Below are 19,186 nucleotides of genomic sequence, written 5' to 3' on the forward strand. Positions count from 1 at the left end.
ATGAAACGTCTTTTGATCATGTTCGCGGCAGGAGTGCCGCTGGTGGCCGCGTGCCTGCCCACAGCGGCCTCGGCCACCGTGGCAGGTTTCGCCACCGCCCCCTTCACCTGCTCGTCCGTCTCCGTGAATGCCCCGGCGGGCACAGCGGTGGAGTCCGTGACGACGGTGAGCAAGGAGGCGGGCACCCTCAGCATCCCTCCGGTGCCCCCGTTCACCGAGGTCACGGAGATCCCGAACGTGCCCGCCCATTGCGAGGTCACGGTCACGATCACTCATCCGGGCGTCGGCGACCACGCCAAGGTGCAGGTCTGGCTGCCCGAGACGGGCTGGAGCAGCCGGTTTCAGGCGCTGGGCGGCAGCGCCTTCGCCGCGGGCGACTACGGCGCGGGCCTGGCGGGCGCGATCAAGAGCGGCTACGCCGCCGCGACCACCGACGCCGGTGTCGGCACCTACCTTGACACCGCCTGGGGCCTGAACAGCGCGGGCGAGGTGAACAGAGAGCTGCTGAAGAACTTCGCCGACCGCTCCCAGCACGAGATGGCGCTGATCGGCAAGCAGGTCGTCAACGAGGTCTACGGCAGGCCGGTCTCCTACTCGTACTGGAACGGCTGCTCGACCGGCGGCCGTCAGGGCTACATGGAGGCCCAGCGCCACCCCGGCGACTTCGACGGCATCCTGGCCACCGCTCCGGCGATCAACTGGGACGAGTTCGAGGTCGCGACCCTGTGGCCGCAGGTGGTGATGAACCAGGAGAACACCTTCCCCGCCCCTTGTGAGTTCAAGGCCTTCACCCAGGCCGCCGTCAAAGCCTGCGACCCGCTCGACGGTGTCAAGGACGGGGTGATCGGCGACCCCGCCACCTGCACGTTCGACCCGCGCCGCCTCATCGGCACGAAGCTCGAATGCGACGGCGCGCAGGAGACCATCACCGCCGCCGACGCCGCCGTCGTGGCCAAGATCTGGGACGGCCCCCGCACGCCGTCCGGCAGGAAGTTGTGGTCCGGCGTCCCGATCGGAGCCGATTTCGACCTCGCGGGCACCCAGCCCGGCGCGGACGGCAACCGCGTGGGCGCACCCTTCCCCGTCCCTGCCGCCTGGGTCGCGACGTGGCTCAAGCGCCAGCCCGCCTACGACCTGTCGACGATCACCTACGCCGAGTTCGCCAAGCTGTTCGCGCAGTCCCAGGCCGAGTACGACACGGTCATCGGCACCGACGACCCCGACCTGTCGGCGTTCCACAGGGCCGGTGGCAAGCTGCTCACCTGGCATGGCCAGGCCGACCAGCTCATTCCCGCCCAGGGCACCGTGGACTACCGCGAGCGGGTGGAGCAGCTGATGGGCGGTTCGGGCCGGGTTGACGACTTCTACCGGCTGTTCCTGGCTCCGGGCGTGGCCCACTGCGCCGGTCCCACGAGCACCGGCCCGGTGCCCACGGACGCGCTCGGCGCTCTGACCGCCTGGGTCGAGCAGGGCAAGACCCCGCAGACGCTGAGTGCCGCCATGACGGACTCCTCCGGCAGGACCGTCACCCGCGAGCTGTGCCGCTACCCGCTCGTCTCCCGCTACAGCGGCCACGGTGACCCGGCCGACGCCGGCAGCCACTCCTGCGCCCGGCACTGACAACCATCCATCCGTCCGGAAAGGGCACCCGCATGAACACGACGTCACCCCTGCTCAAGCTGTACCTGGTCCGTGGAGTCCTGGCGGTGGCGTGGGCCGCGGCGTTCGCCTCCGCCCACGCCCCCATCGGCGCCCTCGCGATCATCCTGCTGGTCGTCTATCCGCTGATCGACGCGGTGTCGTCGCTGATCGAGCTGCGTGCGCTTCCGGACGGATCGGGGCGTCGCCTAACGCTGTTCAACGGGGTGCTCAGCACCCTGGCCGCCGTCGGCGTCGGCCTGGCCGGGGCGGGCGGGGCGGCGGCGGTGCTGCACGTGTTCGGTGCCTGGGCCGTCGTCTCCGGCGCGGCACAGGTGCTGGTCGGGCTGCGACGGCGCGGCCCTGAGCTGGGCAGGCAGTGGCCGATGCTGATCGCGGGTGGCCTGTCGTTCCTTGTGGGCATCTTCTACAACGTTCAGGCCCTCGGAGGCGACGCCTCACTCGACGTGCTGTCGGTCTATGCCACCGGCGGCGGCGTGTTCTTCATCATCCAGGCCGGGCTGCTGGGCCTGCGCGCCCGCCGACCGCGCACGCAGACCATCTGACGGTTCACTGGGCCTTCACCGCGCTCTGGTGAAAGGCCCATATGTCCAGTTTCAAGAAAGGGGTACGTGCTCGTGAGCGAATCACTGAGCTTCGGAATGGCGGGAACCGCCAGGCGCGACCGTACGCACACGCTGTTCGCGCAGACGATGGGATACGTGGCGGCCACGTCCGGGCTGTTCGCGCTCGGCGCCTACGCGGGCCGCGGCCTGCCTGGCGGTCTCGGCATTCTCGCCTTCGTCGCCGCGTTCGGCACTCTGATCGGTATGCAGGTCACCGTGCGGAAATCGAAGCCGTGGACGGTGGCGCTGCTGGCCGCGTTCGGTCTGCTGGTCGGGCTGGCGACGGCGCCGGTGCTCGCCGTGTACGCCGGCGCGGACCCGCGGGCGTTGTGGCAGGCGGGCGGGGCCACCGCGCTGTTCGTCGCCGGGTTCGGGGCCGCCGGATACGCCACCCGGCGCGATCTCGCGATCGTCGCGAAGATCGGTTTCTGGGCGTTGCTGGCACTCATCGTCTTCGGCCTTGTGCTCGTGTTCGTCGACATCCCGGGCGGTGACCTGATCTACTCCATCCTCGGGCTGGTGATCTTCGCCGGCCTCACGATGGTCGACTTCCAGCGGCTGCGCCGGTCAACGGAGATCGACAGCGCGCCGCTGCTGGCGGCGTCGATCTTCCTCGACGTCCTGAACGTGTTCCTGTTCTTCACTCAGATCTTCTCGCGCAATGAGTAGCGGGGAGAGCGTGAGCGTCCCCGTCGCGATCGCGGAAAGCCGCGTCGAGGCGGAGCTGATCGCGGGCCTGCTGCGCGCCAACGGCCTGACGGCGCTCGTCTCACCCGATGACGTCGGCGGGCTGGAGCCGCAACTCCAGCTCCAGGGAGTCCGGGTACTGGTGGCGCGCTCGCAAGAAGCCGCCGCCCGCGAACTGCTGGGCGAGGTCGACGGCGCGGGCGCGTCATGAACTGGATCCTTCTCCAGGCGATGCTCATGGCGAACATCGCCCCGCCGGTGGAACTGACCGGCTGGGTCCTCGACGGCACGGAGCCGACCCACGCCGACAACTGGCTCATCGAGATCGCCTACGGGGTCATCGCCGCGGGCACGGCATGCGAGAACTGTGGCGGGCCGCTCGGCCCGGTGGCCGTGCGGTCAGGCCACTGGCCGGTCAAGGTCGTCGCCGACTGCACCGGCCCGGAACGGCACCGCCATCGCGCCCGCGTCCGGTACGCCGGGAACGGGCTCCTGCTGGAGCCCCTGAGCGCGGAGTGAGCCGGTCAGTGCTCGCAGGGGCAGGTGTAGGCCCGAAGCAGGGCATGACGGCGCGTCAGCGGACCCGGACGGGCAGGGTGTGCAGCCCACGGATGAGGGTGCTGGCACGCCATTGCAGGGCGGGAGCGCCCAACTCGATGCTGGAGAAGCGACCGAGCAGCCTTCCGATCGCTATCTGCGCCTCCAACCTGGCCAGCGGCGCGCCCACGCAGTAGTGGATGCCGTGACCGAAGGCCAGGTGTCCGCCGCCCTGTCTGGTGACGTCGAGCCGGTCGGGATCGGGGTGGCGGCCCGGGTCGCGGTTGGCGGCCAGCAGGGAGATGAAGACGAACTCGTCCGCGGGGATCTCGACGTCGCCGACGCGTACCGGCTCGGTGGTGAAGCGCAGGGTCGCGATGTTGATCGGGCCGTCGAAGCGCAGGAACTCCTCCACCGCGCCCGGCAGGAGGGTGGGGTCGGCCCGCAGCGTGGCCATCTGGGCGGGCTCGCCGATCAGGGCGAGCACGCTGTTGGCGATCAGGTTGACCGTGGTCTCGTGGCCTGCCACGAGGAGCAGGAACGCCATGGACACGACTTCGTCCCGCGACAGCCGGTCGCCCTCGTCGGAGATGTGCACGAGCTCCGACAGCAGGTCCTCGCCGGGTGCGGCCCGCTTGGCGGCGACGAGGCGGGTCAGGTAGGCCAGCATCCACGCGTGGGCCTCGCGCATCTCCCCTGCCGACGAGGCCGCCATGAAGGGCGCGGTCCAGGTCCTGAACTCGTCGTGGTCGCAGGCCGGGATGCCGATCAGCTCACAGATGACGGCGATCGGCAGGGGGAAGGCGAACACCTGCATCAGGTCGAACGCGCCCGCCTGCGCCATGTCGTCGAGCAGGCCGTCGGTGATCTGCTCGATGCGCGGGCGCAGCCGCGACACCGTCCTGGCGGTGAACGCCTTGTTCACCAGCCTGCGCAGGCGCGTGTGGTCGGGCGGGTCGGAGTTGAGCATGTGGGCCGACAGTGAGGAGGCGTACGGGCCCGCGGTCCCCGGCGGGAACAGCTCGATCGCTCTGGCGCTGTCCTTGGCCAGCCTGGGGTCGTTGAGGAGTTCCCTGGCCTCGGCGTACCTGGTGACCAGCCAGACCCTGAGCCGTCGGTGCGCGAGCGCAGGCCGGACCGGACCCTCCTCTCGTACGCGCCGGTAGACCGGGTGCGGATCCTGGAAGAAGGCTCGGTCGAGGGTGAGTGCCGGGTCCGATTCGCCGTACTGCAACATTCGCCTCCCTCCAGCTCGGCGGGCGCCCGCCCAGACCTCCGTACGATCGCCGCTACCCACGGGCGGCCAGGGCGTCTGTCACCTCGTCGATGACGCCGGCCAGCTCGCCCGGCCGCGACAGGAACGGAGAATGGCTCCCCAGCAGGTGCCTGACCGCCCCGGCCATCGTGAGCTGCCGCTTGATGAACAGCTCGGGCATGCTCCGGTCATCGTCGCAGACGATGAGCGCGGAAGGTACCGATCGCCACGAGGCCCGCGTCTGCTGCTCGATGAAGGAACGCGCGCTCTGTGGCCTGAGCCTGGCGACGGCCGCCTGCGCCCACTGCGCGGGTACGTCGTGGTACAACGCCTCGATCGGCGACTCGGGAGCCGGCAGCAACTCGGCGTCCTGGGGGAACCACGGCCCGCCGAGCGGCGTGACCAGCGCCTCCCCCACCTGCAGCATGTGGGCCGCGAGGTAGACGAGCCGCCGCACGTTCGGCACGGTCTCGGCCACCTCGGTGACGGGGATGCCGCCGTAGGAGTGCGCGAGCACGGTGACCGGTCCCTCGATGGCACGCAGATGTTCCCGTACGGCCCGCGCGTCGTCGTACATCCCCGCGTGTGGATCCCCCGACGTGCTCGGCAGGTCCACCGTGGACGTGCGCCAGCCGCGTTCTTCCAGCTCGGGTACGAGCCGATCCCAGCACGACGGTCCGTGCCAGGCGCCGTGCACGAGCACCAGCGTCTCCTTGTCCATCACGTTCTCCCCCCGTTTTCGCATGTCACCCGGCCAGAATGGCAGGGCCGCCTATACGGGCCGCATATCCGGCATTGACGGCGAGGTCGGAGCGATGACGGCACCGGCGATGTGGCGGGCAGTCGAAGTGACTCGACGTGCCGCGCAGGATTCAGCGCAGGCGTACGGGCAGCGCGGAGAGTCCGTTCATGATCATGGAGGCGTTCCTGGTCAGAGTGCGGGGATCGGCGTCGAGCCGCAGGCCGGGGAAGCGGTCGAGGAGCGCGTCGATGGCGATGCGGGCCTCGACGCGGGCGAGCGGCGCGCCCACGCAGTAGTGCACACCGTGGCCGAAGGCCGTGTGGACGGCGCCCAGACGGGTGAGGTCGAGCTGGTCGGCCTCGGGGAAGTGGACCGGGTCGCGGTTGGCGGCCTGCAGGGCGACGACGACGCTCTTGCCCGCGTTGATGGTCACGTCGCCCACCTCGATCGGCTCGGCTGCCACGTACGACAGCGTGGTCTGCACCGGGCCGTCGTAGCGCAGCAGCTCCTCGATCGCCGGTTCGAGCAGGGCCGGGTCGTCGCGGAGCAGCGCAAGCTGGTCGGGGTTGCGCAGCAGCGCGTACACGCCGTTGCCGATGAGGTTGACCGTCGTCTCGTGCCCGGCGATGACCAGCAGGAAGATCATCGAAGTGAGTTCGTCCTCGCTGAGGCGCTCCTCGCCGTCCCTGGCCGCGATCAGCGCGGAGAGCAGATCGTCGCGCGGCGCGCTCCGCTTGCTCGCGACCAGGTCGCGGGCGAAGGCGAGCATGGCGTGGAGGACGTCCTCGTACTCCTCGTAGGTGCAGATCCCGGGCGCGATGATCTGAGCCGTCCATCGCCGGAAGTCTTCCCTGGACCCCTCGGGAACGCCGAGGAGCTCGCTGATGACGCCGATCGGCAGCGGGTAGGCCAGCGCGGACATGAGGTCGACCGACTCGGCGCCGTCGAACGCCGACAGCAGTTCGTCGGTCATCTCCTGGATCCGCGGGGTCAGCCTCTCGACCCTGCGCCGGGTGAATACCGTGGTCACCAGCTTGCGCAGCCGGATGTGGTCCGCTCCGTTGAGGTTCAGCATGTGCGAGTAGAGTCCGCGGGCCAGATCCTCGGGCAGCTTGTCCGCGTACGGGCCGTTCCGCCAGCCGCCCTTGACCAACCGCGGGTCGGACAGCAGCGCGCGGGCCTCCTCGTGCCCGGTGATCAGCCACCCGTTCACCCCTGCCATCGTGGCCACCGGGTGCGCGGGCCCTCTGCTCATCAGCTCCGCGTAGATCGCGTCACGCTCGCCGTCGAGGACGGCGGAGAACGGGCTGACGCTTACAGGCTGAACCTTGGACATTGATCCCCCCATAACTGCTCCGGCTCCCGTCGGGAGCCGATCAAGCGGGTCCTTTCGTAGACCCCAATAGCTTGCCGGGAGGCGTTATACGCTGCGCATATCTCTCATGGACGGTGAGAGCGCACGCCGTCTCATGCGGTTCTGCTCGATGAGCACGCCGCGACATCGATCTGTATGCAACTTCTGCGTGGTCGCTGGCTAGCGTTTTCTCTGTTGAGGTTTCCCGGCGTGGAAGTCCCCTGTGACCATTCAGCCCAGCCGGTGATCGATTGACGCGCAGGGTGGCGGTGGGTTCAGCCGAGGAAACCCTAAATTGCACGCCCAGCGCCTTTCGCGCAACAAATTTGGAGCCAGTTCTATGTACGACGACAACGCCCGCCATGAGGTACAAGAGGAACCCAGCCAGAAAATCGGCGAATCAGGATGGGGGCAGCCGCCAACCGGGCCCCCGCATTTCACGCGGGAAGAACTGCCTGTCGCTCTTCAGGGCCGGGCTCTGCTGCCGGAGGATGACGGTTACCCGGAGGAGACCCGTACCTACAACCTGAGAATCGACGTCCGGCCGGGAGTGGTCATCGCCGCGGCGTCGGCGCGGGATGTGCAGGCCGCGGTGCGCTTGGCAGCCGCCAAGGGCTCGCCGATCGCCGCCATGGCGACCGGGCACGCGACGCAGCCGGTGCCGATCGGCCCGGACGCGGTGCTGGTCAGCACCCGGGCCATGCGCGACATCACGGTCGACGCCCAGGCGCGGACCGCCCGGATCGAGGCTGGAGTGCGCTGGGGCGAGGCCGTGGCCGAGATCACCAAGTACGGGCTGGCGCCGTTGAACGGGGCCAGCCCCAGCGTCGGAGTCGTCGGCTTCGTGCTGGCCGGCGGGCACAGCCCCACGCTCGGCAGGGCTCACGGGTACGCCGCCGACCACGTCAACAGCATCGAGGTGGTCACCGCCGACGGAAAGCTACGCACCGTCACCGCGGTCAGCGACCCTGAGTTGTTCTTCGGCCTGCGCGGCGGTAAGGGCAACTTCGGTATCGTCACCGCCGTCGAGATCGAGCTCTTCCCTGTCACCACCCTGTACGGAGGCTCCATCTTCTTCCCGGCCACAAGCGCCACCGCGGTCCTCAACGCCTACCGCGAATGGGTGAAGACCGTCCCGGAAAGCATGTCGTCCTCCGTCGCGCTGGTGCGGATGCCGGACGTCCCGATCCTGCCGGAGCCGCTACGCGGCAAGCAGGTGGTCAGCATCCGCATCTCGTGCGCGGACCCCTCGGAGAACGCCGCCGCATTGGTCGAGCCGCTGCGCGCCGTCACGACACCGATCATCGACACGGTGCAGGAGATGCCGTATGCCGACTGCGCCTCCATCCACTCCGACCCGGTGGATCCGACCGCCGTCATCGAGCGCGCCGGGCTCCTGCGCGTACTCACCCCCGAGACTGTCGACGCGCTGGTTGCGGTTGCCGAGGGAACGACGGCTCCTCCAGACCTGGTGGAGATCCGGCACCTGGGCGGAGCCTTCGCCCGTCAGCCTGGCGTGCCGAACGCGATCTCGTACAGGGACGCCGCGTTCACACTCTTCATCGCCAACATCGGAGGGGCGATCGACGCCTACGCGATCGACGCCGCCCAGGCAAGGGCGATCGAGCGGCTACGGCCATGGTGCACCGGCTACACGCTTCTCAGTTTCATGTCCGACGCCGAGACGACGGAGCAGGGCTATACGCCAGAGGTCTACCGCCGATTGGCCTCGCTGAAGCAGCGTGTTGATCCGTTCAATCTGTTCCGGCTCAACCACAACATCCGTCCCGAAGCCTGACCGAGCCTCTTGCGAGCCACCTCTGCCGGCCGAACCGGCAGGGCGCCGGGCGAGCCGGTCAGCCGGGCGTCTGACCGGCTTTTTGATCGATCAGCCAGCCGTCTGACCGGCTTTTTGGTTGGTCAGACGCCACTGGCCCTGGCGGACGGTCAGGACGGCGAGCGCGTCGGGCAGCAGCGCCGAGTGGTTGTCCGGGGTGAAGCGCAGGGCGCCGCTGAGGCCGTCGAGCCGGGTGTTCTCGATGATGTCGCGAATCTTCTCCGGGTCGGTGCCGCCCGCCTTGTTCACCGGTCCACGATGACCTGCAGCGCGTCCCCGGCGAACGAGGCGAAACCGGAGTACTGGCCGTAGGCGGCCTGGTAGGCGTCCACCCACTTCTTCTGGGCCGCGCCCGTCGGCGTGGTGGTGTCGATCTCGCCGGTCGCCAGGATGCGGGGGAAGACCATGTTCGTACCCTCCGCGGCCTCGCCGGTGCCCTTGACGAAGAGTTCGGCGCCGGCGCCAGCGTCGAGGTAGATGGGGCCGGGGTACTTGGCGTCCTTGAGCGCCTTGACGATGATGCCCGCCGCCGGCATCACGGCCCACACCACGACGGCGTCCGGCTTGGCGGCCACGATCTTGGAGACCTGGACGGCCATGTTGGTGTCGGCCTGGCCGAACTGCTCATCGGCCGCCACCTTGATGCCCGCCTTCGCGGCCTCGTCGGCGACCGACTTCTGGCCCTCCTGGCCGTAGACGTTGTCGACGTGCAGCAGGCCGATCGTGCCGACCTCGCGGCGCTTGAGCTCGTCCACGATGACCGTGGCGTCCTGGCCGGGATTGGGCGCGATCTTGAACACGTACCTGCGCTGAGCCACCGGGTTGATGATCGCGCTGGCCGAGGCGAGCGCGATGGTCGGCCTCTTGTTCTCGGTGATGGCCGGGATCGCCGCGGCGACGCACGCGCTGGCCGGAATTGTGAAAGCCGCCCGGCTGGGCGTCGGCGAACATGCCGAGCGCCGTCATCCAGGCCTGCGCGGCCGTGTCCGCTGCGTTCATTGAATTTCTCATCCTTGTGTAGGCGTGGTGGCGGCTTATCGTTCGCCCGCCGGGACCCCGCGGTCACAGGACCGCATTCTCGGCGCTCCCGGGGAAGTCGGTGCTGAATGCGACCTGCTTGCCCGCGTCGAATTCCGCCCGGAGCCGGCCGAGTTTGGCGTCGATCCTGCGGTGGGTGTCGCTGCCGAGCACGATCCAGTGGCGGGGTCGCTCGGAGGTGGCCGCCTCGTACATCACCTTCGCCGCTCGGGCGGGGTCGCCGGGGAACATCTCGGGCGTGAGGGTGGCCATCATGTTGCGGAATGCTCCGGCTGTCGCGTGGTAGTCGTCGATGGGGTGCCGGAGGCTTTGGTGCGGTGTTCGATGCCGGTGCGGAAGGAGCCCGGCTGGACGATCATCGCGTGCAGGCCGAGGGGTTCGATTTCCTGCCAGAGGGCTTCGGTGAAGCCTTCGACGCGAATTTGCTGGCGGAGTAATAGCCGTTGGCGGGAAGGCTGGCCAGGCCGTCCATTGAGGAGACGTTGACGATGGTGCCGTGTCCCCGGGCGCGCATACCGGGCAGGACGAGCCGGGTGAGGGCGACGGCGCCGAAGAAGTTGACCTCGAACAATCTGCGGTAGTCGTTCTCGTCCTGCTCTTCCAGCGCGCCGATGAAGTCGATGCCGGCGTGGTTGACCAGGATGTCGATGCCGCCGAGGTATTCCTCGGCCTGCTTGACGCCGTTCTCGCGCTGCTGCGGGTCGGTCACGTCGAGGGGCAGGGCCAGGGCGGTGCGGGGATGGCGGGAGGCCAGTTCGGTGGTGGCCTTGGTGCTGGAGGCGGTGACGACGGCCCGATCGCCTTGGGCGAGGGCGTATTCGGCCAGGGCGCGTCCAAGGCCGCTTGACGCTCCGGTGATGAGCCATGTCTTGGCCATGGAGTTTGTCCCTTCCCGTCTCGTTAATTGGGGTATCGGGCTCAAGGCGTCGACGAAAGCGCCGTAGCTCAGCACGAGCGTCGGCCTGGCGAAGGCGGGCGTGACGGCGGTGGCGGTGGCGAGTAGACCGATCGCGACCGCCGACTGAACGCCCAACGCGAGCCGCCGACGACGAACACCCTTGACCCCTTGAGAGCGATCGGGTGCAGCCGTCCAGAAGGGACCGCGGCCACATCCGTCATATGACGGTCAGCCACGACGCGCCGCGTCCGTACGGGATCGCGGGCGAGCAGCGCGTCACCCGCCCGCGGGGCCCCCGGTCTCCAGGAGACGACCGCCCGACAGCTCCAGCCACCGCTGCACGCCGATCTCGGCGAGGAAGCGCTCGTCGTGGCTGACCACCACGAACGCCCCCTGGTACGCCCCGAGCGCGCTTTCGAGCTGAGCCACACTGACCAGGTCGAGGTTGTTGGTCGGCTCGTCGAGCAGCAGGAGCTGGGGTGCGGGCTCGGCGCACAACACGCAGGCCAGCGTGGCGCGCAGCCGTTCGCCGCCGGACAGCACCGACACCGGCAGGTGTGCCCGCGCGCCGCGGAACAGGAAACGGGCCAGCAGGTTCATGCGGTCGGCCTCGGCCATGCCAGGGGCGAACGCTGCCAGGTTCTCGGCCACGGTGCGGTCGAGGTCGAGCAGGTCGAGCCGCTGCGACAAGTAGGCGACCCGCCCGTCGGCCCGCCTGGTGGTGCCGCCGCCGGGCTCCAGGTCGCCGCTGATCATGCGGAGCAGGGTGGACTTGCCTGCGCCGTTGGGGCCGGTCAGCGCGATGCGTTCGGGGCCGCGTACGGTGAGGTCGAGGCCCGGCTCGGCGAACAGGTCGCGGGCCCGCAGCCCCTCACCGAGGAAGACCGTGCGCCCGGCGGGCACGTTCGTGCCCGGCAGTTCCAGTGAGATGCGCCGGTCGTCGCGCAGTGCCCGCCCGGCCTCGTCGAGCCGGGCTTGGGCGTCGCTGACGCGGGAGGCGTGCATCTGGCCCGCCCGTCCGGCCGACTCCTGGGCGCCGCGTTTCATGTTGCCGGCGAAGATGCGCGCCAGTCCGGCGTTCTTGAGGTTGCGGGCGGCGTTGCCCGCCCGGCGCTCGGCCCGCTCGCGGGCCTGCTGCATCTCGCGCTTCTCGCGCTTGAGCTCCTGTTCGGCGCTGCGCACGGTCCGCTCGGCGGCCTCCTGCTCGGTGCGTACGGCCTCCTCATACGCGGTGAAGTCACCGCCGTAAAAGCGGACCTCGCCGCGTGCGAGCTCGGCGATGCGGTCCATGCGGTCGAGCAGGCCCCGGTCGTGACTGACCACGAGCAGGCAGCCGTTCCAGTCGCCGAGCACGTCGTAGAGCCTGCGTCGGGCGCCGAGGTCGAGGTTGTTGGTCGGCTCGTCGAGCAGGAGCACATCGGGCCTTTTGAGTAGTTGCGCGGCCAGGCCGAGCGAGATGATCTGGCCGCCGCTGAGCGTGCCGAGCACGCGGTCGAAGGCGAGGTCTCCGAGCCCGAGCCGGTCGAGCTGGGCGCGGGTGCGCTCTTCGATGTCCCAGTCGTTGCCGATGGTGGTGAAGTGCTCCTCGCTGGCGTCGCCCGACTCGATGGCGTCCAGCGCGGTGATCACCGGGGCGATGCCGAGCACGTCGGCCACGGTCAGGTCGCCGGTCAGGGGCAGACTCTGCGGCAGGTAGCCGAGCACGCCCTCGACGGTGACGCTGCCGCTGCGGGGGCGGTACCCTCCGGCGATGAGCTTGAGCAGCGTGCTCTTGCCCGCGCCGTTCGGGGCGACGAGCCCGGTACGGCCGCTCCCCACGCTGAAGGACAGGTCGTCGAAGACCGGGGTGTCGTCGGGCCAGGAAAAGGACAGGCGGGAGCACACGATGCACGAATCAGACATGCGAGAAACCTCGTAAGGAGATCGCGGGCGTGCGGAAGCCGCCCGGAAAAGTGACGGGAATCAACGAACGACGAACGGGGCCATATCGGCGGCGATCATGTGCGCCTGCCGGGGCCGTCAATCTCCGGTATCACCCGGAGATGTCGTCGTCACCTGCCACTGGTGTCTCTCCTACCTACCGAACACGAGTACCTGCCACCGTACCAGCCGCCGAGATCAGGTCGCGCCGGCCGCTTCCTTCTTGCGGGCCCGGTAAGCCGCCGCCTTGATCTTGTTGCCGCACGACTCCATGCCGCACCACTCCCGGCGCCCGCCCCGCGACCGGTCGATGAAGATCTTCGTGCACTCGGGGTTGGCGCACTCCTTCATCAGCGGCACGTCCGGCCCGCTGAGCAGCTCGACGGCATGCCGGGCCACTGTGGACAGGGCCTGGACGGGGGTCGCCTCCACCCGGCGGCCCTCGTCCGTGAGCTGGGGGGCCACGGGCGGCTTGCGGGCCGTCTCGTTCAGCAGCGCGAGCGCCCCGGCGTCGTACCGCTCGCCGGCGAGCCGGGCGGTGACCAGCGCGTAGATGGCCTCCCGCACCGCCACCGCCTGGCTCAGGTCGGCCTCACCGCAGGGGGTGAGGATGTCGGCGATGCCGGACTCCACGTACCAGGTGTCGAGCCGGTCCGGGGTGTCGAGCGTCTCGAAGCGGTCGGTGCGCCTGGCGCGGAGCGTGCAGGCGAGGTCGAGTGCGGGGTTGCCGCAGAGAAAGACATGCTTCACATCACCAGTCTGACAGGTGACTACAAATCAGCGCTCTCCTCCTCCCATTGGGGATGGTTCTTCCTGGCCCACGCGCGCGTCACCACTCCCGTGCGCATCCCGCGCCGCGCCTCGGGATCCCGATACGCCAGCCGCATGTGCCCGATCAGCACGACTCCGATGGCCAGGGCCGTCACGTCGTGCACGAAGATCGCGCTCGCCCGGGGGATCACCGACAGGACTCCGGTGAACCACATCAGCAGGCCGGTGAATGTCATGATCGGCACAGCCCCCGCGATCCACCCGGCGTAGACCTTCTGCCCGGCGTTGAACTTGCCCGCCGGGCGCGGCCCCCGCGTGCCCTTGCGCACCGCCCGCAGCCACTGCCGGTCGTAGGGCGCCAGCCGGTTGAGCCTGCGCAGGTCGGCGCGGAAGGCCCGCGAGAGGAGACCGGCCAGGACGGGCACGGGCAGCAGCAGCCCGGACCACTCGTGGAGGACGACCAGCAGGTGGCGGCGGCCGACGAGCTGGGCCAGCGGCGGGAAGTACAGGCAGGCCGCCGTCCCCGCGCACACCAGCATGAGCGTGGCGGCGGTGCGGTGCACCCAGCGCTCGGCTTGGGTGAAGCGCCGCAGCATCCGCTCAGGCCGCCCGGTCGAGCCAGCCGTCGATGTCATAGCCGTACTCCTCCCAGTAACCCGGGACGACCTTGTCGGTGACGGAGATGCCGGACAGCCATTTGGCGGACTTGTAGAAATACATCGGGGCGACGTAGAGCCGTACCGGGCCGCCGTGATCGTGGGTGACGGGCGCGTCCAGCATGTCCAAGGCCACCAGCACGTCCGCCCTGCGGGCCTGCTCAAGGGTGAGGCTCTCGCTGTAGACGCCGTCGAAGCAGGTGAAGCGGACCGCCCTGCCCTCCGGACGCACCCCCGCCAGGTCGAGCAGGTGCGACAGCAGCACCCCCTTCCACGGCACGTTCTCCACCCGCCAGCCGTCGGTGCACCTGGCTTCGCCGACGATCCGCGTCTGGGGCAGCGCACGCAACTCCTCCAGCGAGTACGTCACCGGCCGCTCGACCAGCCCGCCGATCTCCAGCCGGTAGTCGGCCGCCGTCTTCTTCGGCACCGAGCCCGCCACGCTGTAATAGCGAAACCCGCCCGGATTCGGCAGCAACCCGGTCAGCCCCGTGGGGTCGTTACGGGAGGCGGCGCCGAGCAACCGCTCCCAGCCGCCCCGCACCAGCGGCGCGGCGGCCAGAGCAGCGGCACCCGCCCCCAGCGTCGACAGCATCACCCGGCGCGCGATGGGCGGTCCGCTCTCCGCAGGAGCTCCTGGATTGTCAGTCTTGCTCATGGTTCCCCCTTCAGTCGTCCACGCCGGACGCGTCCTGCCGGCGGAACAGCTTCAGGTGCCGCTCCGCCCACAACTCCTCGTCCAGGTGGTGATCCCGCCACATCCCCGGCGGGTCAGCCAGCCAGTCGTGGCCGAAGATGGTGAACGGATGGTCCGCGCGTGCGCTCTCCAACTCGTCCTGGCCGAGATACCTCATCAACGGCCTCCATAACTGCCCGTCCGCGACGACCAGGTACGAAGCCGCCAACCCAGGTTCGTGCAGCCAGGCGCGCATCATGCGTGCCAGGAACACGTCCGTGACAGGTGACGGCTTGGCCTCGAAGGCCGGGCAGACCAGATGCCGCGCGATCGCGACGCGCGTCCCGCAGGCATCGCCGTGCGCTTGCTCATGTCGTGCCAGATCTCCGCCACGACAGGATCGGCCGCCAGGTCCTCCCGCTCCGGCTCGCGTAGGATCAGCCAGCTCATGTACGCGCGCAGGCGGTTGCTCCCCCGATACCGGAGCAGGGAGAAGGCTTCAGGGCTGCGGCCCAGCCAGTACCGGACGGACGCGGCCGTCAGCTCGCCATGGGTGTCGCGCGCCATGGTGACCAGCTCGTCGTGGTCGGCGGTGGTCGCCCCCGTCCATCGCACGTCCTCCTCGCCGACCTGCGAGACGTACCGGTGCGCGACCCCGCCGCCCCGGCGCAGATGGCTGATCGTCCGCATCACGGCCACCTGCGCGTGAGGGTCGCGAGCATCGCGCAGGACCTGGTCCATGACGTGGTGGCGGATCCGCCGGTGCATGCGCTCGTAGCCGGTGGGGTCGCGCCAGCGCAGGTCGTCGTCGAGCGCCTCCCGCAGCACGCCGCTGATCTCCAGGCCGGGAGAGGCGGTCTCGACGTACGGGTGCGCCCTGAGCCAGGCGAACAGCTCCGCCGCGCTGCCGCCCGGCATCACCGCGTCGAGCAGGTCCTCGGTGGTGTGGCGGGCGTGCGCGCACACGTGCAGCGCCCACCGGTGCGCCTCCGTCGGCACGTCGCCCGCCAGGAGCGCGAGCACGTTGTCCACCACGTACCGCACCGCGTCACGGTGCGGCGGCCTTCCGGTGGCCGACATGCTCCTGCCGACCTCCGCCGCGAGCGACAGGGCGAAGGGATGGCCGGCGGCGAAGTCCACGATGGACCCGCGAAGGGCGGGATCGACGCCACGGGCCGCCGCCAGTTCGGCGGACTCCGTGGTGGTGAGGGGTTCGAGGTGCCAGACGCTGATCGTGCCTGCCCAGGCCGGGTCGGTGAGCCAGGCGGCGCTCGGCCCGGTACGGCCCGCCACCACAACGATCGGGGCGCCGGACAGGTGCCGGAGGTAGTCGTCGCGCAGCCAGGCTTCGTCGATCTCCTCGAAGGAGTCGATGAGGAGCACAACGCCGGAGAGGTCCTCCGCGAGCCGTTCGAGATGGTCGCGTGCTTGCCCGGTCGCGGGGCCGTGCAGGTAGTCGTGTGCATGCCGCAGATACCGCACCCGCCGGCCCGCGGCGGCGGCGTCCTCGGCGAAGCGGTGCAGCAGCGCCGACTTGCCGATGCCCGCGGGCCCGCGGATGAACAGCATCCCCGGACACTCCCGCTTCGCCAGCAGGTCCAGGAAGGCGGCACGCTCGGCCCTCCTCCCGACGAACTGGTCCGCTCCCGGCCGAGGCTGCGCAGTGGGTGACTCAGCGGGCGGGACGGCATGCGAGGCGGGGGCGAACTCGTCATCGTGGTCCGCGTCGGCCCGCAGAATCTGGTCGTGGATCTCCCGCAGCCGCGGCCCCGGGCTCACGCCCAGCTCCTTGCCCAGCAGGTCGTAGACCATCCGGTAGACCTCAAGGGCGTCCGCCCGCCTGCCACTGCGGTACAGGCCGAGCAGGTAGATCTCGTACAGCGGCTCTTCGAACCGGTTCTGCTCGATGAGCAGCGGGACCTCGGCCGCCACCTCGGCGTGCTCTCCCAGCTCAAGGCGGAGCCACAGGAGCTCCTGGACGGCGATCAGCTTCAGCCGTTCCAGCCGGAACCGCTCGCGTTCTGCGGCCTCGCCCGGGACCCCTGCGAGCGCCGTACCCGTCCAGAGGTCGAGCGCCTCCTCCAGGCGCTTCGCGGCCGAAGCGAGCTGTCCTCCCCCGCGCTCCCTCCTGGCGAGCTCCACCATCTCGGCGAACTCGGCGGCGTCCAGCGCGAACACCGACGGGTCCAGCATGTAGCCGCCGGACTGGGAGCTGATCGCCTCGTCCAGCCCGTGCTCGGCCAGCAGCCGCCTGATGCGCGAGATGTAGGTGCGGATGACGGCTTCACCGCTGGCCGGCGCCTTCTCGCCCCACAGGTCGTCGATCAGCTCGCTGATCCGTACGAAACTGCCGCTGTTGACCAGCAGCACCATCAGTACGGCCTGCTGCTGCGGCGCGCCGAGATCCAGCCGTTCGCCGTCGCGATAGAGGGCAGGCGGGCCGAGAACGGTGAACCTGCACAGAGCCGGGACCACGTTCGGCCGTCCAATCACGATCGGAATGCATGGGTACGCGAGGCCCTTCGCACAGGGCTCGCGGTCGCACATCACCGAAGGTAGGTTCGCCAGGATCGCCCTCTCTAGCGTCACTTGACGCTGTATGTGTACGTCATTCCGCGAACACGCCAGTAAGCCCGACCCGGCGTCAGTAGGGTCTGTCAACGACGATTCGCGCTACGCGAGAGGTGGGGGAAACCTCGATGGCCGGGGTGAGTTTCGGGCTACTCGGTCCGATCAAGGTCTGGAGCGGCGGGGATGAGTTGGAGGTCGGGCCTCCGCAGCAGCGGCGGGTGCTCGCCCTGCTGCTTTTGAACGAGGGGCGGCAGGTCTCGCTCGATGAGATGGTGAGCGCGTTGTGGGGCCGTGAGGTGCCGCGCAGCGCGGTCGTCAGCACCCGCTCGTACGTCTCGCGCCTGCGCCGGGTGCTGGCCGACGGGGGTGCGGCCGGGCTGGGCACGGAGGCGGAGATCAGGTCGGCGGGCCGGGGCTACCACCTGGTGGTGGATCCCGGCGCGGTGGATGTGACGGTGTTCAGGCAAGCGACGGCCGCCGCCAGGAAGGCGCGTGCGCGAGGGGAGCTGGCGGAGGCTTCCCGGCTGCTGCGCGGCGCGCTGGTGCTGTGGCGCGGGCCGGCGCTCGACGGGTTGGGCGGGGCCTTCTTCGAGGGTCGCCGCGCCTGGCTGGAGCAGCTTCGTGCCTCCGCCATGGAGGAGCGCTGGGCGATGGATATCGAGCAGGGGAAGTGTGGCGAGGCGATCGCGGAGCTGCTGCTCGCGACGTCGGCGGAGCCCTATCGCGAGCGGTTGTGGGAGCTGCTGATGTGGGCGCTCGACCGGGACGGGCGGCGAGAGGAGGCCCTGTCGGCCTACCGCCGGGTCGCCCGGCTGCTGGATGAGGACCTGGGCCTGGAGCCGGGTCCGGGCCTGCGCAGGATGCACGCCCGGATCAGGACACCGGCCGCCCTGGTCTGACCCGGACCGGGACGGCGGCACCAGGCAGGGGCGGTGCGCATGGCGGCGTGACCCCCTGCTCATCGATGAACTTTCAAAAAGCGGCGTGTGCCTACTTGACGAGACCTCCGCAGGTGAAGCCCTTCTCCCGCTCCGGGTCAAGTTCGATCGTGCCGAGGTTCGTGGTCTCCATCGGCCGCCGGAGCGTCTCCAGCTTGTCGCAGTCGTACAGGACGTAGGTGCCGTCGCTCTCCCCCAGCAGCATCATCCAGCGGCCGTCGTAGAGCGGCTTGTCGTCCTCGGCGTTCTTGAGCACCGCCCACTGGTCCTGGAAGCCGACCGCGTTCAGGAGCTCGTTGGACTGGCCGGTGGACTGGACGTCGAGCGCGCCCGCGACGAGCCCCAGGATGAGCAGGAAGCCCAGCCCCACCCCGGTCAGGCCACCGACGATCACCTTCGTCCCCGCGCGGCCGACGGGTTTGCGGCGCAGCACCCGGAACGGGATCAGGAAGGCCAGCACGCCGAGCCCCACCGCGACGACGACCATGACGAACAGGTCCAGGTTGCCGAACAGGAGGAACACACCCCAGTAGGTGGCCCCGCACCACAGTGCCGCCAGCGCCGCGGCGATCCAGGGCCGTTTCCTGATGCCCTGCACGAGCCTGCCAGCCGCACCACCGGTGATTTTGTTGATCAGCCAGCCCGCGCCGACGAGGACGCCGATCAGCGGGATGGCGACCAGCAGGAGCAGGACTACCGTGCTGGTCATGCGGCCGAGCAGAACCGACTGGTCGACGCCGACCTGCTGCGGGTTGACGCCGAAGATGGCGTACATCTGCTCGATGCCGATATAGAGAACCGCGTAGAGCGCCACCACGATCGGCACGGCGACGGACCCGATGCGTTCCAGCAGTTCCATGACGCCGCCGCCTTCCTGCGGCTCAGGGGCTGGACCATCCGGAATTGCCAGCGTCTGCGGCGGTTCAAGGGTTATGGGGTGACTCGACATGGCGCATGACCTTAAGAGACACCTGTATATGGCGGGTTGGCGACATATATATATACGTCGCGGGCGGCGCGCCATGGATGAAGACGAGGGCGT

Annotated in this window: 22 protein-coding genes; 8 read left to right on the plus strand and 14 right to left on the minus strand. The window is 69.6% G+C overall.

Going from position 1 to position 19,186, the window contains the following annotated elements:
• The 5 genes from HD596_RS03645 (at nucleotide 1) to HD596_RS03665 (ending at nucleotide 3,470) form a co-directional block, all read left to right on the plus strand.
• Nucleotides 1-1,620, plus strand: coding sequence for a tannase/feruloyl esterase family alpha/beta hydrolase (locus tag HD596_RS03645; RefSeq protein WP_185067876.1), 1,620 nt, complete (start codon nucleotides 1-3; stop codon nucleotides 1,618-1,620).
• Nucleotides 1,621-1,652: 32 nt separating this feature from the next.
• The gene (locus tag HD596_RS03650; protein ID WP_185067877.1) at nucleotides 1,653-2,204 is read left to right on the plus strand and encodes a DUF308 domain-containing protein; all 552 of its coding nucleotides are present in this window, start codon (nucleotides 1,653-1,655) and stop codon (nucleotides 2,202-2,204) included.
• A 72-nt stretch (nucleotides 2,205-2,276) separates the two neighbouring features.
• On the plus strand, nucleotides 2,277-2,933 hold the full coding sequence (locus tag HD596_RS03655; protein ID WP_221519166.1) for a Bax inhibitor-1/YccA family protein: 657 nt from the start codon (nucleotides 2,277-2,279) through the stop codon (nucleotides 2,931-2,933).
• A 10-nt stretch (nucleotides 2,934-2,943) separates the two neighbouring features.
• Nucleotides 2,944-3,162 carry a putative signal transducing protein gene (locus HD596_RS03660; protein WP_185067878.1) on the plus strand — a complete coding sequence of 73 codons (219 nt, stop codon included), beginning with the start codon at nucleotides 2,944-2,946 and terminating at the stop codon, nucleotides 3,160-3,162.
• Nucleotides 3,159-3,470 (plus strand): hypothetical protein, encoded by a 312-nt coding sequence (locus tag HD596_RS03665; RefSeq protein ID WP_185067879.1) that lies wholly within the window; start codon nucleotides 3,159-3,161, stop codon nucleotides 3,468-3,470. Before HD596_RS03660 ends, HD596_RS03665 begins: the two co-directional genes overlap by 4 nt.
• A 55-nt stretch (nucleotides 3,471-3,525) precedes the next feature.
• On the opposite strand, the gene HD596_RS03670 is transcribed toward HD596_RS03665, so the two are convergent.
• From HD596_RS03670 to HD596_RS03680, 3 genes are all read right to left on the minus strand, one after another.
• The gene (locus HD596_RS03670; RefSeq protein WP_185067880.1) at nucleotides 3,526-4,725 is read right to left on the minus strand and encodes a cytochrome P450 family protein; all 1,200 of its coding nucleotides are present in this window, start codon (nucleotides 4,723-4,725) and stop codon (nucleotides 3,526-3,528) included.
• A gap of 52 nt (nucleotides 4,726-4,777) precedes the next feature.
• On the minus strand, nucleotides 4,778-5,464 hold the full coding sequence (locus HD596_RS03675; protein ID WP_185067881.1) for an alpha/beta fold hydrolase: 687 nt from the start codon (nucleotides 5,462-5,464) through the stop codon (nucleotides 4,778-4,780).
• 151 nt (nucleotides 5,465-5,615) lie between these two features.
• Nucleotides 5,616-6,821 carry a cytochrome P450 family protein gene (locus HD596_RS03680; RefSeq protein ID WP_185067882.1) on the minus strand — a complete coding sequence of 402 codons (1,206 nt, stop codon included), beginning with the start codon at nucleotides 6,819-6,821 and terminating at the stop codon, nucleotides 5,616-5,618.
• 358 nt (nucleotides 6,822-7,179) lie between these two features.
• Between HD596_RS03680 and HD596_RS03685 the strand changes: the two genes are divergently transcribed.
• Nucleotides 7,180-8,637, plus strand: coding sequence for an FAD-binding oxidoreductase (locus tag HD596_RS03685; RefSeq protein ID WP_185078268.1), 1,458 nt, complete (start codon nucleotides 7,180-7,182; stop codon nucleotides 8,635-8,637).
• Between the two features lie 90 nt (nucleotides 8,638-8,727).
• On the opposite strand, the gene HD596_RS03690 is transcribed toward HD596_RS03685, so the two are convergent.
• Nucleotides 8,728-8,925, minus strand: a complete 198-nt coding sequence (locus HD596_RS03690) for a hypothetical protein (RefSeq protein WP_185067883.1) — start codon at nucleotides 8,923-8,925, stop codon at nucleotides 8,728-8,730.
• On the minus strand, nucleotides 8,922-9,563 hold the full coding sequence (locus tag HD596_RS03695; protein WP_313047506.1) for an ABC transporter substrate-binding protein: 642 nt from the start codon (nucleotides 9,561-9,563) through the stop codon (nucleotides 8,922-8,924). Before HD596_RS03695 ends, HD596_RS03690 begins: the two co-directional genes overlap by 4 nt.
• Here HD596_RS03695 and HD596_RS61300 point away from each other — a divergent pair.
• Entirely contained in the window at nucleotides 9,502-9,678 is a 177-nt protein-coding gene (locus HD596_RS61300; RefSeq protein WP_246554110.1) for a hypothetical protein, read from the plus strand. The two genes, HD596_RS03695 and HD596_RS61300, sit on opposite strands and share 62 nt — an antisense overlap.
• Before the next feature lie 60 nt (nucleotides 9,679-9,738).
• Here the strand turns inward: HD596_RS61300 and HD596_RS60170 are convergent, their stop codons facing one another.
• The 8 genes from HD596_RS60170 to HD596_RS03730 form a co-directional block, all read right to left on the minus strand.
• Nucleotides 9,739-9,969 (minus strand): Rossmann-fold NAD(P)-binding domain-containing protein, encoded by a 231-nt coding sequence (locus tag HD596_RS60170; protein ID WP_221519167.1) that lies wholly within the window; start codon nucleotides 9,967-9,969, stop codon nucleotides 9,739-9,741.
• Between the two features lie 100 nt (nucleotides 9,970-10,069).
• A complete protein-coding gene (locus tag HD596_RS60175; protein ID WP_221519168.1) occupies nucleotides 10,070-10,747 on the minus strand; it encodes an SDR family NAD(P)-dependent oxidoreductase in 678 nt (225 codons plus the stop codon).
• 141 nt (nucleotides 10,748-10,888) lie between these two features.
• Nucleotides 10,889-12,514, minus strand: coding sequence for an ABC-F family ATP-binding cassette domain-containing protein (locus HD596_RS03705; protein WP_185067884.1), 1,626 nt, complete (start codon nucleotides 12,512-12,514; stop codon nucleotides 10,889-10,891).
• Between the two features lie 216 nt (nucleotides 12,515-12,730).
• Nucleotides 12,731-13,282, minus strand: a complete 552-nt coding sequence (locus HD596_RS64630; protein WP_185067885.1) for a CGNR zinc finger domain-containing protein — start codon at nucleotides 13,280-13,282, stop codon at nucleotides 12,731-12,733.
• A 20-nt stretch (nucleotides 13,283-13,302) separates the two neighbouring features.
• Complete coding sequence (locus HD596_RS03715; protein WP_185067886.1) at nucleotides 13,303-13,938, minus strand: cytochrome b/b6 domain-containing protein; 636 nt, start codon at nucleotides 13,936-13,938, stop codon at nucleotides 13,303-13,305.
• Nucleotides 13,904-14,617, minus strand: a complete 714-nt coding sequence (locus HD596_RS03720; protein WP_221519169.1) for a molybdopterin-dependent oxidoreductase — start codon at nucleotides 14,615-14,617, stop codon at nucleotides 13,904-13,906. Before HD596_RS03720 ends, HD596_RS03715 begins: the two co-directional genes overlap by 35 nt.
• A gap of 10 nt (nucleotides 14,618-14,627) precedes the next feature.
• Entirely contained in the window at nucleotides 14,628-14,813 is a 186-nt protein-coding gene (locus HD596_RS03725) for a hypothetical protein (protein ID WP_185067887.1), read from the minus strand.
• A gap of 77 nt (nucleotides 14,814-14,890) precedes the next feature.
• The gene (locus HD596_RS03730) at nucleotides 14,891-17,128 is read right to left on the minus strand and encodes an AfsR/SARP family transcriptional regulator (RefSeq protein WP_221519170.1); all 2,238 of its coding nucleotides are present in this window, start codon (nucleotides 17,126-17,128) and stop codon (nucleotides 14,891-14,893) included.
• 206 nt (nucleotides 17,129-17,334) lie between these two features.
• Here HD596_RS03730 and HD596_RS03735 point away from each other — a divergent pair, with 206 nt between their 5' ends.
• On the plus strand, nucleotides 17,335-18,105 hold the full coding sequence (locus HD596_RS03735; RefSeq protein ID WP_185067888.1) for an AfsR/SARP family transcriptional regulator: 771 nt from the start codon (nucleotides 17,335-17,337) through the stop codon (nucleotides 18,103-18,105).
• A 91-nt stretch (nucleotides 18,106-18,196) separates the two neighbouring features.
• On the opposite strand, the gene HD596_RS03740 is transcribed toward HD596_RS03735, so the two are convergent.
• Nucleotides 18,197-19,003, minus strand: a complete 807-nt coding sequence (locus HD596_RS03740; RefSeq protein WP_246554113.1) for a hypothetical protein — start codon at nucleotides 19,001-19,003, stop codon at nucleotides 18,197-18,199.
• Nucleotides 19,004-19,186: the final 183 nt, after the last annotated feature.

The sequence above is a fragment of the Nonomuraea jabiensis genome, assembly GCF_014204795.1.
In the GTDB taxonomy this organism is placed as follows: Bacteria; Actinomycetota; Actinomycetes; order Streptosporangiales; family Streptosporangiaceae; genus Nonomuraea; species Nonomuraea jabiensis.

What these genes read in the sequence shown, in the direction of transcription:
- HD596_RS03715 (WP_185067886.1), bottom strand. Translation starts at nt 13,938, where the DNA reads ATGACATCGACGGCTGGCTCGACCGGGCGGCCTGAGCGGATGCTGCGG.
- HD596_RS61300 (WP_246554110.1), top strand. Translation starts at nt 9,502, where the DNA reads ATGATCGCGCTGGCCGAGGCGAGCGCGATGGTCGGCCTCTTGTTCTCG.
- HD596_RS60170 (WP_221519167.1), bottom strand. Translation starts at nt 9,969, where the DNA reads ATGATGGCCACCCTCACGCCCGAGATGTTCCCCGGCGACCCCGCCCGA.
- HD596_RS03675 (WP_185067881.1), bottom strand. Translation starts at nt 5,464, where the DNA reads ATGGACAAGGAGACGCTGGTGCTCGTGCACGGCGCCTGGCACGGACCG.
- HD596_RS03645 (WP_185067876.1), top strand. Translation starts at nt 1, where the DNA reads ATGAAACGTCTTTTGATCATGTTCGCGGCAGGAGTGCCGCTGGTGGCC.
- HD596_RS03705 (WP_185067884.1), bottom strand. Translation starts at nt 12,514, where the DNA reads ATGTCTGATTCGTGCATCGTGTGCTCCCGCCTGTCCTTTTCCTGGCCC.
- HD596_RS03665 (WP_185067879.1), top strand. Translation starts at nt 3,159, where the DNA reads ATGAACTGGATCCTTCTCCAGGCGATGCTCATGGCGAACATCGCCCCG.
- HD596_RS03680 (WP_185067882.1), bottom strand. Translation starts at nt 6,821, where the DNA reads ATGTCCAAGGTTCAGCCTGTAAGCGTCAGCCCGTTCTCCGCCGTCCTC.
- HD596_RS03650 (WP_185067877.1), top strand. Translation starts at nt 1,653, where the DNA reads ATGAACACGACGTCACCCCTGCTCAAGCTGTACCTGGTCCGTGGAGTC.
- HD596_RS03735 (WP_185067888.1), top strand. Translation starts at nt 17,335, where the DNA reads ATGGCCGGGGTGAGTTTCGGGCTACTCGGTCCGATCAAGGTCTGGAGC.
- HD596_RS03720 (WP_221519169.1), bottom strand. Translation starts at nt 14,617, where the DNA reads ATGAGCAAGACTGACAATCCAGGAGCTCCTGCGGAGAGCGGACCGCCC.
- HD596_RS03685 (WP_185078268.1), top strand. Translation starts at nt 7,180, where the DNA reads ATGTACGACGACAACGCCCGCCATGAGGTACAAGAGGAACCCAGCCAG.
- HD596_RS03725 (WP_185067887.1), bottom strand. Translation starts at nt 14,813, where the DNA reads ATGAGGTATCTCGGCCAGGACGAGTTGGAGAGCGCACGCGCGGACCAT.
- HD596_RS03670 (WP_185067880.1), bottom strand. Translation starts at nt 4,725, where the DNA reads ATGTTGCAGTACGGCGAATCGGACCCGGCACTCACCCTCGACCGAGCC.
- HD596_RS03740 (WP_246554113.1), bottom strand. Translation starts at nt 19,003, where the DNA reads ATGGAACTGCTGGAACGCATCGGGTCCGTCGCCGTGCCGATCGTGGTG.